At 46.5% G+C, this 14966-nt stretch carries 13 protein-coding genes; 4 read left to right on the forward strand and 9 right to left on the reverse strand.

The genetic code is table 11. The features are described 5' to 3' along the window. Window positions 1–7: 7 nt before the first annotated feature. The 7 genes from ABIC84_RS03395 to ABIC84_RS03425 form a co-directional block, all read right to left on the reverse strand. Window positions 8–1360 (reverse strand): alkaline phosphatase family protein, encoded by a 1353-nt coding sequence (locus tag ABIC84_RS03395; protein WP_176627215.1) that lies wholly within the window; start codon window positions 1358–1360, stop codon window positions 8–10. Between the two features lie 13 nt (window positions 1361–1373). Then, window positions 1374–2585, reverse strand: coding sequence for a metabolite traffic protein EboE (gene eboE, locus ABIC84_RS03400; RefSeq protein WP_429262660.1), 1212 nt, complete (start codon window positions 2583–2585; stop codon window positions 1374–1376). A 21-nt stretch (window positions 2586–2606) separates the two neighbouring features. Next, window positions 2607–3779 carry a 3-dehydroquinate synthase gene (locus ABIC84_RS03405; protein WP_429262661.1) on the reverse strand — a complete coding sequence of 391 codons (1173 nt, stop codon included), beginning with the start codon at window positions 3777–3779 and terminating at the stop codon, window positions 2607–2609. Between the two features lie 30 nt (window positions 3780–3809). Next, window positions 3810–4694 carry a UbiA-like protein EboC gene (eboC, locus tag ABIC84_RS03410; protein ID WP_429262662.1) on the reverse strand — a complete coding sequence of 295 codons (885 nt, stop codon included), beginning with the start codon at window positions 4692–4694 and terminating at the stop codon, window positions 3810–3812. A gap of 8 nt (window positions 4695–4702) precedes the next feature. Continuing rightward, the gene (locus ABIC84_RS03415) at window positions 4703–5608 is read right to left on the reverse strand and encodes a TatD family hydrolase (RefSeq protein ID WP_254780078.1); all 906 of its coding nucleotides are present in this window, start codon (window positions 5606–5608) and stop codon (window positions 4703–4705) included. A 90-nt stretch (window positions 5609–5698) separates the two neighbouring features. Then, window positions 5699–6571 (reverse strand): EboA domain-containing protein, encoded by an 873-nt coding sequence (locus ABIC84_RS03420; protein WP_429262663.1) that lies wholly within the window; start codon window positions 6569–6571, stop codon window positions 5699–5701. Between the two features lie 36 nt (window positions 6572–6607). After that, a complete protein-coding gene (locus tag ABIC84_RS03425) occupies window positions 6608–6970 on the reverse strand; it encodes a transmembrane 220 family protein (RefSeq protein WP_429262664.1) in 363 nt (120 codons plus the stop codon). 453 nt (window positions 6971–7423) lie between these two features. On the opposite strand from ABIC84_RS03425, the gene ABIC84_RS03430 reads away from it, so the two are divergent. Then, window positions 7424–8710 carry an alpha-L-fucosidase gene (locus ABIC84_RS03430; RefSeq protein WP_429262665.1) on the forward strand — a complete coding sequence of 429 codons (1287 nt, stop codon included), beginning with the start codon at window positions 7424–7426 and terminating at the stop codon, window positions 8708–8710. Window positions 8711–8798: 88 nt separating this feature from the next. Here the strand turns inward: ABIC84_RS03430 and ABIC84_RS03435 are convergent, their stop codons facing one another. Then, window positions 8799–10325, reverse strand: a complete 1527-nt coding sequence (locus ABIC84_RS03435) for a gluconokinase (protein ID WP_429262666.1) — start codon at window positions 10323–10325, stop codon at window positions 8799–8801. Between the two features lie 24 nt (window positions 10326–10349). After that, complete coding sequence (locus ABIC84_RS03440; protein WP_429262667.1) at window positions 10350–11216, reverse strand: AraC family transcriptional regulator; 867 nt, start codon at window positions 11214–11216, stop codon at window positions 10350–10352. Between the two features lie 247 nt (window positions 11217–11463). Between ABIC84_RS03440 and ABIC84_RS03445 the strand changes: the two genes are divergently transcribed. The 3 genes from ABIC84_RS03445 to ABIC84_RS03455 are packed head-to-tail and all read left to right on the forward strand — an operon-like array spanning window position 11464 to window position 14844. Then, window positions 11464–12417 (forward strand): RraA family protein, encoded by a 954-nt coding sequence (locus tag ABIC84_RS03445; protein ID WP_429262668.1) that lies wholly within the window; start codon window positions 11464–11466, stop codon window positions 12415–12417. Window positions 12418–12441: 24 nt separating this feature from the next. Further along, window positions 12442–13725 (forward strand): mandelate racemase/muconate lactonizing enzyme family protein, encoded by a 1284-nt coding sequence (locus ABIC84_RS03450; protein ID WP_429262669.1) that lies wholly within the window; start codon window positions 12442–12444, stop codon window positions 13723–13725. A gap of 12 nt (window positions 13726–13737) precedes the next feature. Further along, the gene (locus ABIC84_RS03455) at window positions 13738–14844 is read left to right on the forward strand and encodes a bile acid:sodium symporter family protein (protein WP_426587303.1); all 1107 of its coding nucleotides are present in this window, start codon (window positions 13738–13740) and stop codon (window positions 14842–14844) included. Window positions 14845–14966 lie beyond the last annotated feature (122 nt).

A 14966-nucleotide genomic window follows, 5' to 3' on the forward strand; every position in this document is an offset into this window, starting at 1 on the left:
TAGCTAATCAATTTTTCAGGTGCCTCCAGATGATATCATGAATGTCGGTCGCTATCAGGTCCTGTTTTTCCAATGGGTTATCGGTAATGATCACCGGCTGATATTCTGACGGTACATCCACCCGGCCATGAGAGCCTTTAATCAGGGCGGCATCCAGGGGAATGACATCCATCACATACCTGAAACCAGCCTTTTTGCGCAGCAACTTGTAGCCGGCGCGGAGCTTTGAGCTCATAAACATCTCAACAGGATCATAACCCGGTTTTTTATGGATGTCAACTACGCGCGCGTAATCCGGGGCAAGCGCGTCATCCAGCCAAAAGTAATAAGTGAACCAACTTCTTTCATCAGCGATCAGGACCAGGTCGCCGGCCCGGGGATGGTCGATGTGATATGCGGCCTGCTCTTCCCGGGTAAGCACCCGTTCAACACCAGGCACGGCTTCAAGCAGCGCTTTGACTTTTGCCGTTACGCTCGCATCGTTGATGTAGACATGTGCCAGTTGGTGATCAGCTACCGCAAAGGCTTTGGAAGCACCCGGATCAAGTATCTCCAGTCCACGTTCAATCCTGATGCCTAACAAGCCGTTTTGCCTCAATACCCGGTTTAAATGAACCGGGCGGTCCACCGGGGAGATACCATATTCGGAAAGGATGATGATCTCGGCATTTTTTTTCTTGTAAAACGAAACCAGATCTTCGATAATTTTATCAATATCATTCAGGTCCTTGGCAATAACCGGTAAATCCGGACCAAATTTTTGCAGGCAATAGTCCAGATGCGGCAGGTATATCAGCGTTAGCGTCGGGTCATGCAACGTATCTGTTTCTATTGCAGCGTCAGCTATCCAACGGCTTGATTTGATATTGGCGCCGGGCCCCCAAAACTGAAAAAGCGGAAACTGCCCCAACTTCGCCTGAAGGTGGTCACGCAGATCGGCAGGCTCCGAGTAACAATCCGGTATTTTTCGTCCGTCGGCAAGGTAGTTTGGCCTGGGTGTCACGGAGTAATCCGCAGAGGAGTACATATTGTACCACCAAAACATTATCGAGCTCGTGAAAGATGGATCTTCGCTCTTGGCCTTTTCCCATATTTTCTGTCCCTCCACAAGTTTGTTTGACTGCTTCCAGAATTTTACTTCACAATCCGCGCGGTCATACCACCCATTACCTACAATGCCATTGTCAACAGGAAATTTACCGGTGACGTAGGCGGACTGCATGGCGGTGGTAACAGCAGGTAATACAGGTGTTATATGCGTCAGATGTCTGTCTTTGGTATAAGATTTAAGAAATGGCGTATGCTCGCCGATCAGAGACGTGGATAAACCTACTACATCGATAACTACCGTTTTATTCATATTAGTTTCTTTCTTATGATATCTGCGCTTTAACCCAATCCAATTCCCGGATGATCGATTGTGTTAGGGGGGCCTTCAGCTCATCAGGTAATACACTCCAGGTATATGTTTCCACTTCCAGGTGTTGTGTAAAAGCAGCGTTCCTGAATTTGTTGAGCACCCTGACAATATCGTTTTGTGTTGACTGAACAACACCCATATCCTCTACAAAAACAGGTACATGGAAATGTGCGCGCCATTCATTGACTGCCGGGTTCCGACCATCTGCCAGGGCTTCCGGTAAATCCGGATAACGGATCAATTCTCCCTTTGCGGTTTTCGCGATCACCTGGTGTAAATAGGTTGGCTCATTGAATCTGGCAAGCGCGTCGGTCACCTCGTCCCTCATCGCCAAATCCACCGGAAGGCGGGCCTTTAAGGCAGCACTGATTTGTATCTTGCCTACCTGGATGCCTTTCGCGGCCAGTTCATCAATAACGCTCTCATGTTCCTCATAGCCGATGGCAAAATGGCAAACGTCATAACATAGGTTAATGTGTTGTTTGATAGCTGCTTCTGCATCAGCCGGAGACAGGCCAAACTGTTCTCCCAGCACTAAAATACCACGCGGCAACAGGTCGTTTTCAAACCAATCTATAAACTCCCGACCTGATTCCAGGAAGCCATCTGGCTCGGGTTCGATATCCAGGTGCATCAGGACTCCGGCCGAACTGTATATTTTAAAAAGTGCAGCCATCACTGTTAAAATATTCTCCGTGGCGATCGCCCTTGCCTTGTTCCTGGCCTCACCGGCCGCATGCCATGGTTTATAGCTTAAGGGTGAGGTTGAAATCCCTCCCTGCAAACCTTCAGGAAGTAATTCGCCCAATATATGAAACAGGCGTAAGGTATAATCCACGCGCTCAACTGTTGTCCAATCCGGCGCATGCACTTCGTCCTTAACTACGGTGTTATGGAAACCGCCATAGGGGAAACCGTTCATCGTGAAAACATAAGCATCATGATCAGACAGCCATTGTTTAAACTCCGCTAAATTATCTTCCTCTGCCAGCAAACCCAGGCTGGCCATATTAGAAAGGCGCAGGCCAATACCCATTTGTTCCTTCCCCGCAAGGGCAGCCCTGATTGTCGGGAAATGGTTTTTCAGGGCCCCGAAAGTTTCCGGCCAGTTCTCCGCGGGATGGATATTCGTACAATAGGTCAGGTGCGCTGCATTTATTTTCATGAGGGCAGATGTTTGTATTGTTTAAATTTGCGTTTGCTGAAGTTCGAATTGCCGGTTGTATAGTTCAATACTCGCTTGTTTCAAAAGCTGGGTATCAATTTCATGCACCTCGGCACCTTCGCCAATAGCATTGAGTAACGTAATGGTGAGCTCCCCGCCCAAATGCTCGCGAAACTCCTCCAGGCCCTGCAATAATGGGCTGTCATCTCCGTTGATCTTTAAGAGCCCATGGCTGATTTCAAAACCTAAGTTTTGGATCAGGCTTACCACGCGCTCACTGTCCGCAACGGTTAAACGGCCGCAAAGGCAGGAATAAACCGTATCCAGGGCTATCCCCATGGCTACTGCTTCACCATGTCGAACGTCGAAACCGCTAAGATATTCCAGTTTGTGCGCGCTCCAATGCCCGAAATCCAAAGGGCGTGATGAGCCGCTTTCAAAGGGGTCGGCGCCGGCAATGTGCTGCATGTGCAGCTGCGCGCAGCGCCAAATCAGGTAATTCATTGCTGTCGCGTCGCGGCTCACGAGGGCGGGTGTATTCTGTTCTATCCAGTTGAAAAAAACAGGGTCTTTGATCAAGGCAACTTTGATAGCTTCGGATATTCCGGAACGCCAGTCTCGGTCGGTCAGCGTGGTCAAAAACTGGTCATCATTAAAAACAGCGGCAGGCGGTGCGAATGTGCCCAGAAAATTCTTTTTCCCAAAATAATTGATGCTGTTCTTCACCCCGATCCCTGAATCGTTCTGAGACAGCACAGTTGTTGGTATGCGGATAAGCTTTACTCCCCGGTGGGCTACTGCAGCAACATAACCTGCCATATCCAATACGGCCCCGCCACCAATTGCTGCGATGTATGAATGCCGGTCTATACCGTAATTATTTACCGCTTCGAGGATCATATCAAAATAGCGTTCATCATTCTTTACGTACTCGCCGCCGGGTATCAGCAAGATCTCGGGCACCAGATGAACAGCAGTATGCGCCTGAAAATAAGAACTGATATCAGAGCATAAATGCTCGTGGGCGTCGGCCATCCCCTGATCCACCACAAAAAGAATCTTCCTTAACGCGCCTGAAGTAGCAGCGTTTGTCAGAAAATCGTTCATAAGGGGATTGTCCTTTGCGAATAAAGCCGAAGTAAAAAAGACGTTATAACTATATTTTACGCTGAAGTTCTGTTGCAAATGTTCCATCGGGGGAAGATCTATTGTTATTGAAATTAATTAGGTGACTGCAAAGGTTTTCGACAGCCACATGGAGAGTGGTAAGAGGCAGGCGATCATCAGGGCGAATGTAAGTGAGCTGAATGTGGCAGACCAGGAAGCGTCCATCAATATCAGGGAGATCACCCCGGCCTTTACGGCATTACCAATATTTTTGCCGATAGGCTCTCTTATAGCTCTGAGCAACGGTTTGAATATCATCCAGGTAAAGGGTAAGATGAAAAGCAGTGACCATAGCAGCCGGTTATTAACGTACGAAAAGTAGCTGATAAAGGCGATGACCGCGGCGTACAAAAATGCCGCTATATACAAGTTGTTCCTTTTGCCCCCATGAACTTCGCCACGACTGGTCAGGGTGATCGAGAATATGTAAATCACAGGCACCAATGCTAACATTGACCAATGGTTGAGCGCATCCGGTATGATGCTGACTCCGAGCAACAGGTTTAATCCCCGACACATCCCCATATTAAGCGGCCCGAAAAAGGGATGATGCTTACCAAACTTGTCGTAGAGCAGCGCGCAGAGCGCAATAGCTGCCGCGAGTATACCAGATGCCGCCGAAACGAGAAATGCCAATAAAATGCCTGCGCTTAACAACAACGTGCCGAGCACTGAAGCTTCCGGTAAACTAACCTTGCCTGAGGGGATAGCCCTTTCAGGCCGTTCAATCTTATCAGTCTCCACATCGAAAATATCGTTAAAAACAATACCGCCGCCGTAAAGACAAGCTGTGGAAAGGCAAAGGAGGAGGGCCGTTGGCCAGGCTCTTTCCGTTAAAGTACCCGGAGCACTGGCAATAGCGATCCCCGCCAGAATATCTGCGACCGAAGTAACAATATTGGCGGGCCGCATGAGCTGAAGATAAATGTACAGTTTCCTCAAGATCACGATTAGCTAATGATGATGGATGATTTATCGATTCTCGGTTGCTGGCCGCCGCGCAATATACTGTTACCTTCAAATTTTACGCTTTGATCAACGTTCCTCACCGCGGCGAAATCAGTTTCATCGAGCTGTCCGCTTTGGGCAAAAGCGGTAATTGCGTTACCGTAGGTGATCAATTGGATATCTTTGTCACTGATACCGCGTATTTTCATTAGTGCGGCGGTTTTCGGCACAGCCAGGGGATCACTGATGCCCCAATCAGCAGCCGAATTGACCATGATCCGCTCCGGGCCATATTGCCTGGCGATTTCAACCATGCGCTCATTACCCATTTTGGTGAAGGGGTAAATCGTGAATGCGGCCCAAAAACCCCGGTCAAGGACCTCTTTAACGGTCTCCTCGTTGTTATGATCAATGATGACCTTATAAGGATCAATGCCATGTTCTATCGCGATGTCCATACTACGGCGTGTGCCGTTTTTCTTGTCGCGGTGCGGCGTGTGGACTTGTACGGGCAGGCCGGCTTCCCTGGCCAGCTCCAGTTGCAAGCGGTAATATTTTTCTTCAGCCGCGGTTTGGTCGTCGAAACCTATTTCACCGATACCCACAACACCCTCTTTATAAGCAAACAGCGGAAGTATTTCCATCACCTGTTCTGCAAGGCTTTCATTGTTTGCTTCGCGGGAGTTAAGCCCTATGGTGCAGTAATGTTTAATGCCAAACTGCGATGAGCGAAACCTTTCCCAGCCAACCAGGCTGCTGTAATAATCGCGAAAGCTGTCAATGCCTGTCCGGGGCTGTCCCAGCCAAAAAGCCGGTTCTATCAGCCCCACCACGCCAGCATCAGCCATCGCCTGGTAGTCATCAGTTGTACGGGATGTCATATGTACATGCGGGTCAAAAAAACGCATACCTTTTACGGCCGTTATATCAAATGACTCTGGTTTTTCGCCAGGTATTTGCTCTCTGTTTTCAAAATTGCTGCAACACATATCCCAAAATTAATTTTTTGTATCGTTAATAAATTCGTTCCAACTCGTTTTTCCGCCGGTCACCACTTTTAAAGGACCAACTTTCAACAACTCTTTTGCGGGCTGAAAGCTGCTTTCGGCAATAGCTAATGCCACTGCTTCCCTTTCAAGTTCGCCTAAGCCCGGTAATCCTTCCCGGATGTCCTGCAGTATAGCATCATCCATAAAGCGACTTACTAATCGCCATAGCATAGGATCTGTACTCCGGCCGGCTGACCAGCGCTCTCGCGCGTAATCGATCAATGTATGTGCAAGGCTGGCATTGGCACGCTGGTCCAATCCCGTGATCAGTTCCAGCTTTTTTTCGGTGAAAAGTGCCTTTAGCACCATTTGGTTCCAGGCCGGCTCGGGCAGGTTTTCCGCAGGGTAGGGGTTGCGATACATGATCGCTTCGAGCACAACGCCCAGATTACTGCGGTTGCCTTCCGTACAGCGTTGTACCCATATCGGGGCGTAAGCAAGCAGAGGTAAAGCCGAATATAAAGCCACCAATTCGTTCATTTCAGCAGCTAAGAATAAGTTCTCGATGTTCCGCTGATAACGATCTTTATCGGTGGTGTCAAGCGTTAACAACAGCCATACCCTGGCAAGCCTGTCAACCGACCATCCTGCGATCGAAAAATCTTTACGGATAGCCGATAAACCAGCTTCGTTTTCAGTACCGGCATTGACCGGAGCTTTTCCTGTCTTACGCGGCAAAGCGGCGAAGGTAGCGTTAAATGCTGCAGCAGATGCAGCATGGGCTCCCTGGGCCAGCAGCCAGTCTTTTGCATCCGGGCTTACATGCCTTGCAATGAGATCTGTAAGCAGGGGCTTAAATTTTTCTATATCATAAGTGAACATATCTTCAAATCATCAGGGTTGACCGATCTGTGTTGCTCAGGCCGCGATATAATTGATGAGCAATGCGCCGGCAATTATCAGCAGGCCAAAGAACTCCCTCGTTTTTTCTATATAAGGCTTGTCTGCCTGCATCGTTTCTACCAAACTTGGCCTGTTATATTTCGTTATCCAGTCGCGGACACCATCTTTAGAAAAATAAATGATACCTGCATGAACAAGATATATCGCGATCAAGCATAGATACAACCTCGGATAAACCTGGTGAAAAACTACCAGCCCGCAACACACCGCCGCACTAAGGTAGATTGGTACCCAAAGCCATGGATCGACATCGTTCAGGTTAAGGTAAGCGAAAACCAGAAAAGAAAGACAGAAAATGATATTTATAATAGCAATCATATTGAACAGATCGGAGCCAGGCAAATTAATAAATGTAATGTAATCTAAGGCTCATATATCAATATATATTTTCTTACGCTTGACAACTTCATTTTCTATTGGAGATGGGCAATGGTTTTGCATTGTAACCAGGCAAAAACGCTTACATATCGGAAGTGACGAGTTTTTGCAGAGCTGGAAGGGACGCCGGCAGGAGGTCGTTTTTGTATAAAATAAAGTCTGGTTTAGGTAATTCTGCGTCGCCGGCTTTAATTAATTTAGCGTGGCGTATACCTTATTATTAAACCGTCCTGAAAAACGTTGGGTTTTATACAAAAGGTTTAAACCATCGCTATTTGGCTGAATTGTTACTGTACGAAAGCCCTAATTATGTTTAACAAAAAAACAACAATCAAAGCTGCTTGCTTGCTGCTAACACTATTGAGCCATTCTTTTATGGTAAAGAGCCAGCAAATGAGCGACGCAGAACGAAAATCAATGGAAAAAGGTAAGGTGTACCCTGCATTAAAGGGTGCAGGGCAGGGTGTGTCGGGTCCTGGTTCTAACCTTCCTCCCGAAAAGATGCAATGGTGGGAAGATCAGAAATTTGGGATGTTCATACATTGGGGCTTATATGCAATTCCAGCCACGGGTGAATGGACCATGTTCAATCAAAAGATACCGGCAGAGGAATATGCCAGGTTAGCCGATCAGTTTAACCCAAAACATTTTAGCGCCACAGAGTGGGCTAAGGTAGCCAAAGAGGCAGGTATGAAGTATATGGTAATGGTTAGCCGCCATCACGATGGCTTTGCCCTTTGGAACAGCCCCTCAAGTTACCGGCATTTTGATAGTTGGGAAACTGCCGCTCACCGTGATTTTGTAAAGGAGTATACTGATGCGTGCCGTAAAGCAGGCCTTTATGTAGGCATTTATTATTCTCCTCTGGATTGGCGTTTTCCTGGTTATTTCGACCCCAAGGGGTTTCCTGACAATGCTGCCTTGCTCAAAAAACAAACATATGGGCAGGTAGAAGAGCTAATGAAAAATTACGGTAAAATAGATATTTTATGGTATGATGGCGGCTGGCTGGCGCATAAAGGTACAGATGCCGACGCAGCCTGGTTTTGGGAACCATTAAAACTTAATGCTATGGTACGTAGCTATAACCCGGATGTGGTCATTAATCCAAGATCAGGGATGGTGGGAGATTTCCAGACCGACGAAGGTGGCGCGGATGTTAAAGGGCCTATTATTCCCTTCCCTTGGGAAAAATGCTTGAACCTTAACGAAACCAGTTGGGGATACAATAAAGCTCAGCGATTGATGCCGCTGAAAAAGATTATAAACATGCTTGTTAATACCGTTGACCGCGGTGGAAATATGTTATTAAATGTTGGACCGGATCCGGACGGTGTTATTCCTTCTGCTCATGTTGATCGCCTGAGAGAAGTGGGGCAGTGGTTAGCAAAAAATGGCGAGAGCATATATCAAACGCGTCCGGGGCCTTTTCAACCTGTTGATGATTTTTACGGAGCCACAAGCAGGGGGGATAAAATATATATCCACGTGCTGAAAATGCCGGCGGGAGATACTGTCATTAAATTACCGCCTGTTAAACAAACTATTACATATTGCAGGGTACTGCATGGTAAAAAAGTTAAATTTCATCAGGATTCAACGGGTATTAATCTTGACTTAGCCACAGTAAAACTCGATTCACTGGCAACCACTTTGGAGTTAAAAACAAAAGGTAACTAACTGTTTCAAATATCCTAAAGTTGAGCTAAAACTGGGGCTGTAAAATAAACTGTGTCAATCCCAGCCCGGCCCCGGCCACCTTGTTAATTTATTGACTATACCGTTGTTGCAAATCAGAAATAGCGTCAAATTCATCAGCGACTTTTGTTATCAGACTTTCAAATACTTTAAAATATTGGGCATACACCTTGTGGTTTTCCGCGTTGGGCAAATAGGTTTGATGCATGGTTACCGTTTTGGAGGCTTCTTCTAAAGAAGGATAAATACCCATCTCGGTCGCGCTTAGCAGGAACGCACCTTTGCCTATGCTATCCGCATGGTTAAGTGTGCTTACGGGTTTATTAAACAGGTCGGCTATAATTTGAGTGCAAAAGGGTATAGACGCGAAACTGCCGTTGATAGACAGGCTTTCGATATGACGGTGTTTTTCCAGCGTACGCCCAATACTGTACATCTCATATAAGATACCCTCAATGGTGGCCCGTATAAAGTGTTTGCGCTCGTGCCTGATGTTAACGCCAAAATAACACCCCCTCGAATTGGGGTTCCAGATAGGAGCCCGTTCGCCGTGCAAAAAGGGAAGAAAGATCAAACCGCCCGAGCCGACTTCGACACCCGCAGCTTCCTCTATCAGCATTTCCATTGATTGATCGATATCAAAAGCCTCCCGAAAATCACCAAATTGTTTCGCAAACCAATTGAATATCACACCACCGTTACTTGTAGGCCCCCCGGTGATGATATGCTTATCGGTAAGCAGATAGTTGAAAATCTGCTGTTTGGGGTCTTCTATTATTTTATCGCCAATGATCCGGAACGCGCCGCTATCTTCAATGGTAATAGTGGCCATACTGTTTTCCCAAACGCCCGCGCCCAGTGTAGCCAGGCAACCATCACTTGATCCAATCAGGATTTTAACCGTTGGCGACAGTTTTAAAACCCTTTGATATTCTTTTTTCAGCGTTACCCCCGAATAGAAAACCGGGTGCAGATCCGGAAGCTCCTGTGGTGTTATGCCGGCAAACTCCAATGCAGCCTCATCCCAGGTTAATTCATGAATATTCATCAGGCCTGTTGCAGATGCTATACTGTAATCTATCACACAGTCTCCTGTTAGTTGCTGAATGATATAGCTTTTTATAGGCATAAACTTTTGGGCCTGTTTGAATTTTTTGGGTTCGTGGTTTTTCATCCAGGCAATTTTAATTAACGACGACATCGGGTGGATGGGAGTGCCGGTAGCCCTGTAAATCTCCTCGCCCAGGCCGCTTTGTTTAAGTTCTGCGGCCTCTTTTTTGCCCCGGTTATCAGCCCAGGTAATAGCGTTGCCTAACGGTATGCCATCCTTATCCACCGCCAGTAAACTGTGCATAGATGAGCCAAAGCAGATACAGGTTACGGTATATTTTTTTGGGTAGATCTTTTCATTAAGCAGATTTTTCAAAATGTAGAGCATGGTAATAAACATCTGCTCAGGGTCCTGTTCGCTATGGTCAGGTTGTTCATGAAAGGTGGGATAATGCCCCTTTGACGAACTGATCAAGTTACCGGAAAGATCAAAGGCGAAGACCCTTACAGCGTCTGTGCCCATTTCTATGATGATAATACAATTCATGATGTATATTGATGATCTGGTGTTTTATTTTTTTCTGAACTCGCTTGGGGTGTACCCGGTAAGTTTTTTAAAGGTTGTGGAAAAATGCTGAGACGAATAAAATCCTGTGCTCAGCGCTATGTCGGTAACATTTACCTCGTTTTTTTTAAGCAGTTTGGTGGCTTCGGTTATCCTTATGTTGATTAAATAGTTTAGAGGTGAAAAGCCTGAATAGTTTTTTACTTTTTCCGTGAAGGCAGTAGTCCCCATGCCTGTCAGTGCGGCCATTTCTTCCACCGTCCATTGGTGGGCAAGGTTTTGCCGCAACGTTTGCTCCAGCTTCAGGAATGTTTGAGGGAAGTCTCTCCTGGAATTGTTTTGCCTGATCAACTGCCTGCTTATCAACACAAAAAGCTCATCAAGCAGCTGGTTTACACGTGTGTAAAAGCCCACTTCCTCATTTTGCAGTTCCAGTTGTAAATTATGCATTAAAACCTGCGCTTCTTTTAGTTTCAAAACAAGCTGTTGCTTATTTACAAGCAAAATCTGATTGATGGATAGTTTTTCCTTTTTAGTAAGCCCGCTCCATTTACCCAGCAAAATCTTTCCACAATCTTCGGTAGAGATCTTTAACCCAAATAGCGCGCCGATATTTAATATTCCGCTTTCGCCGCCAATGCGTTGCCCAGGCAATACTACGGCAAAATCGCCTGGATATAAGGTATGTTGTTGTAAGTCAATCATCCATGTGAATTTTCCCTCTAAAATATAATACAGGCAAATGCAGTCCGTAACGTTGCTGTTAAAGGAATTGAGTTGGATAGTATTGTTCTTTTTGTGGGTAAACTCCAGAATATGCGGAAAATGCATAAGTTCTTTAGATATGCCCTGCTGAAGTATCAATTGATTCATTCAGTATAATAATTGGTATACGTTGCTGCCGCCTCTGTACTGCAACGGTTATCGGGCATCCAACAGGGGGCGCCCATTGAAAGCAAGTTTACACATTACAAAACTAAAATTTGTATAAAAACCAACGCTGTTTTTTAATGGTATTTTCCGGGTTAAATATTATGATACTTTGTAAGTATTATAACCAGTTACAACCAACACCAAAGCCGCTACTCCCCTTAATAGTGTGCGTTTTAAATTTATTACGATGAGAAAATGTTTTCTTCTTTGCCGTATTGCGGGTATTGCATTGCTGCAATGCTGTTTGTTTTTTCATCACGCCTTCGCGCAACAAATATCCAGGGACGAGTTGCTTTTCCTTACTCCGGAATGGAAGGGTGAGCGCTTTGCCGACGGGCGTCCGAAGGTATCCGACAATATTTTGGCCCGGATGAAGCACGTTAGTATTGAAGAAGCCTGGGCCGTTTTAAAAAACGCAGGCTACGGCTACCAACTCACCGAAAACTGGCTGGTAATAAACCCGGATAGCGTTTTGGTTGGCCGCGCGGTAACCGCGGTTTTCATGCCTGCGCGCCCCGATGTATGGAAAGCTATTGACGACAGGGGCAAAACCCAGGGAAAAAAAGGGCAAAACACCTGGCCGGTAGACCTGCTGGTAAAAGGCGATGTGTACGTGGCCGATCAGTTTGGGGCTCATAAAAACGGGCCTACCATTGGCGATAACGTCGGTAACGCTATCTACGCGAAAACCGGTAACGGTATAGTTTATAACGGCGCGGTGAGGGATCTGCGGGGATTAAAAGAGATAGGCGGCTTTACATCCTTTGTAGAAAGCTATGATCCATCGTACCATAACCCGCCCGGCGACCTGAACACCATGATTGTCGGGATCAATCAGCCTACCAGGATCAAGCAGGCTACCGTAATGCCCGGAGATGTGGTTTTGGGCGAGAATGGCGTAGTCATGTTTATCCCGCCGCACCTGGCCGAAAAGGTAGTGACCACCTCCGAAGTGGTGAGGTTACGGGATATGTTTGGCCACCTGCGGTTAAAAGAAGGTAAATACACAGCCGGGCAAATAGACGCCCGGTGGAGCCCGGATATCGAAAAAGATTTTTTTGCATGGCTTAACCAACATATTAATGAATTGCCGGTGCCTAAAGAGCAAATTCAAAACATCCTGAAAAACCGGACCTGGTAAATAAATCTATCCTAAATATAAAATATGTCAAACTATCAAAACAGGCGCAGCTTTCTTTCGAAAACTGTATTAGCCGGTGCCGCCGTATTAGCGGCACCATTAAATAAAACATTTGGGCAAGGGTTAATAGATGCCAAAGAGCGCACCCCGCAGGCATCATCCCCATCCGACCTTAAAATTACAGAAGTTAAGTGCGCCTACGCGGGCGGGGGGCTTTTTGTAAAAATATACACCAACCAGGGCATCTGGGGTTCGGGCGAAGGTGTTGATGCCATAGCGGGAACTTATTACCTGGTTAAACGGTTGGAATGGATGCTGAAAGGCCGGAGTCCACTAAACCCAAACCGGATAGCCGAGGAGATCAGGAAAGCTAACTTTTTTTCCGGTGCGCAATCCGGCATGTTTGTGGCCGTGCTCACTGCGGTTGAGGCGGCTCTTTGGGACCTTACAGGCAAAGCTTTGGGCTTACCGGTTTACCAGTTATTAGGCGGCAAATACCGCGATAAATGCCGTGTTTATTGTGATACGGAATTATACACAGCCACAAACCCGGTGCCCGAAGATTATGCCAAGGCCGCGCGCGGTGCGGTTAATCGCGGATACACTGCCGTGAAATTTGATATTGACGATGCCCGTGATCCCAATAAATTTGACCGCTATAACTGGACTGCCAGTAACGCCGAACTCGACAGGATGTATAATGCCATAGCAGCAGTGAGGAAAGAGGTTGGGCCAAACATTGATATATGTGTAGATATGCACGGCCGTTACGATGCTACAACCGGCCGCAGGGTTGCAAAAATGATGGAACCTCTAAATTTAATGTGGCTGGAAGAACCGGTACCTGCAGATAATATTGATGTGTACAAAACTATAACCCAGGAAACCAGCACACCTATTTGTGCCGGGGAAAATTTTTACCTGGCTTATGGTTATACCAGGCTGCTTTCGGAAGCCGGAATTGATATTGTGATGCCCGATCTTCAAAAATGCGGCGGGCTGGGCGAGGGGCAGCGGATAGCCAACCTTGCCAACTTATATTACGTGCCGTTTTCGCCGCACATGGTAGGATCTTTCCTGGGGGCTATGGCAACCGCGCATGTTTGTGCCTCGGTACCCAATTTCCATATCCTGGAATGGCAAACGTTGAGCGATACCGAGCCAAAGTGGAAGGAAATAGTACAATACGATAAACCCTTTATTGAGAAAGGTTTCCTGGTGCTATCTGACAAGCCCGGAGTGGGTGTTGAGATCAACGAGGAAGGGTTGAAGAAATATGCGATGCCCGGAGTCCCTTTCTTTGCTTGATCAATGCCGGGTATGAATACTTTTTTCAAAGTCACTATCACGTTAACCATCGCTGCGTTTGCCGCTGTACTTATTGTGATACCTAAAGGCCTTGGATACACAGGGCCTTATGTACTTGCTTTTTTTATACTGCTTGCAGTAAGCCTCTGTGCTTCGCCAAAAACCAAAAGCTTTTCTTATACGGTATTGATTTTTGGCGGGGCGGCCATGGCGCTTTATTATCCTGGTTTTTTTATCAGTTATGGCAATTTTAAATATGCCACACTTATTATCCCGCTAATACAGCTCATCATGTTTGGCATGGGCACTTCCATGCATTATCAGGATTTTGTTGGCGTGTTAAAGTCGCCCGGAGGAATCATTATAGGGGTGGTGAGCCATTTTATTATAATGCCCTTACTTGGCTTCAGCATCGCGACATTGAGCGTAAAATTAGCCGGAATGCCTGCCGAGATAGCGGCCGGCATTATACTGATCGGTTGTTGCCCTAACGGCATGGCATCCAATGTGGTATCCTATCTGGCGAGGGCAAACCTGGCGCTCTCGGTTACTATAACCAGCATTTCCACCATGCTATCGCCGGTATTGACACCATTTTTAATGAATTTACTTGCCGGTCCGCTTATTAAAATAGACCCCTGGTTAATGGTGGCGGATATTTTTAAGATGGTCATGATACCTATTGCTTTGGGTGTGCTGTTTTCTTCAATAGCCAAAACACGCAGTACATGGCTAAAAAGGATAATGCCCATGATATCCATGGGAGGGATTATCTGTATCATTATTATTATAACAGCCGCGGGGAGAGAAAGCCTGCTTAAAGTTGGCCTATTGCTGGCGGTATTGGTACTGCTGCATAATATTGGGGGCTATTTGCTTGGCTTTTGGTCGGCAAAGGCATTTGGAATGGAAGAACGTGATTGTCGTACCATCGCTATAGAAGTAGGGATGCAAAACGGGGGTATGGCCGCCGGGCTTGCCAAAGGGATGGGAAAAATCGCTACGCTCGGCCTTGCCCCGGTCATCTTTTCAACTTTCATGAATATTACAGGTTCTTTACTGGCGTCTTACTGGCACAAAAGAAAGCCCGGTCCGGCGCACAATCCTGCTGAGAAATGAAAGGGCACTGGGTTTTTAAGCTAAGTTTTTTGTGCAAAAATCAACGCTGTGTTTTTTTGGAAGCTTAAGCGATTTGCTTTAGCATTCTTTGTACATAACCAAGTAACCGATTTGTTACATTT

Origin of the sequence: Mucilaginibacter sp. 3215, from assembly GCF_050433785.1 — a bacterium.
GTDB lineage: Bacteria > Bacteroidota > Bacteroidia > Sphingobacteriales > Sphingobacteriaceae > Mucilaginibacter.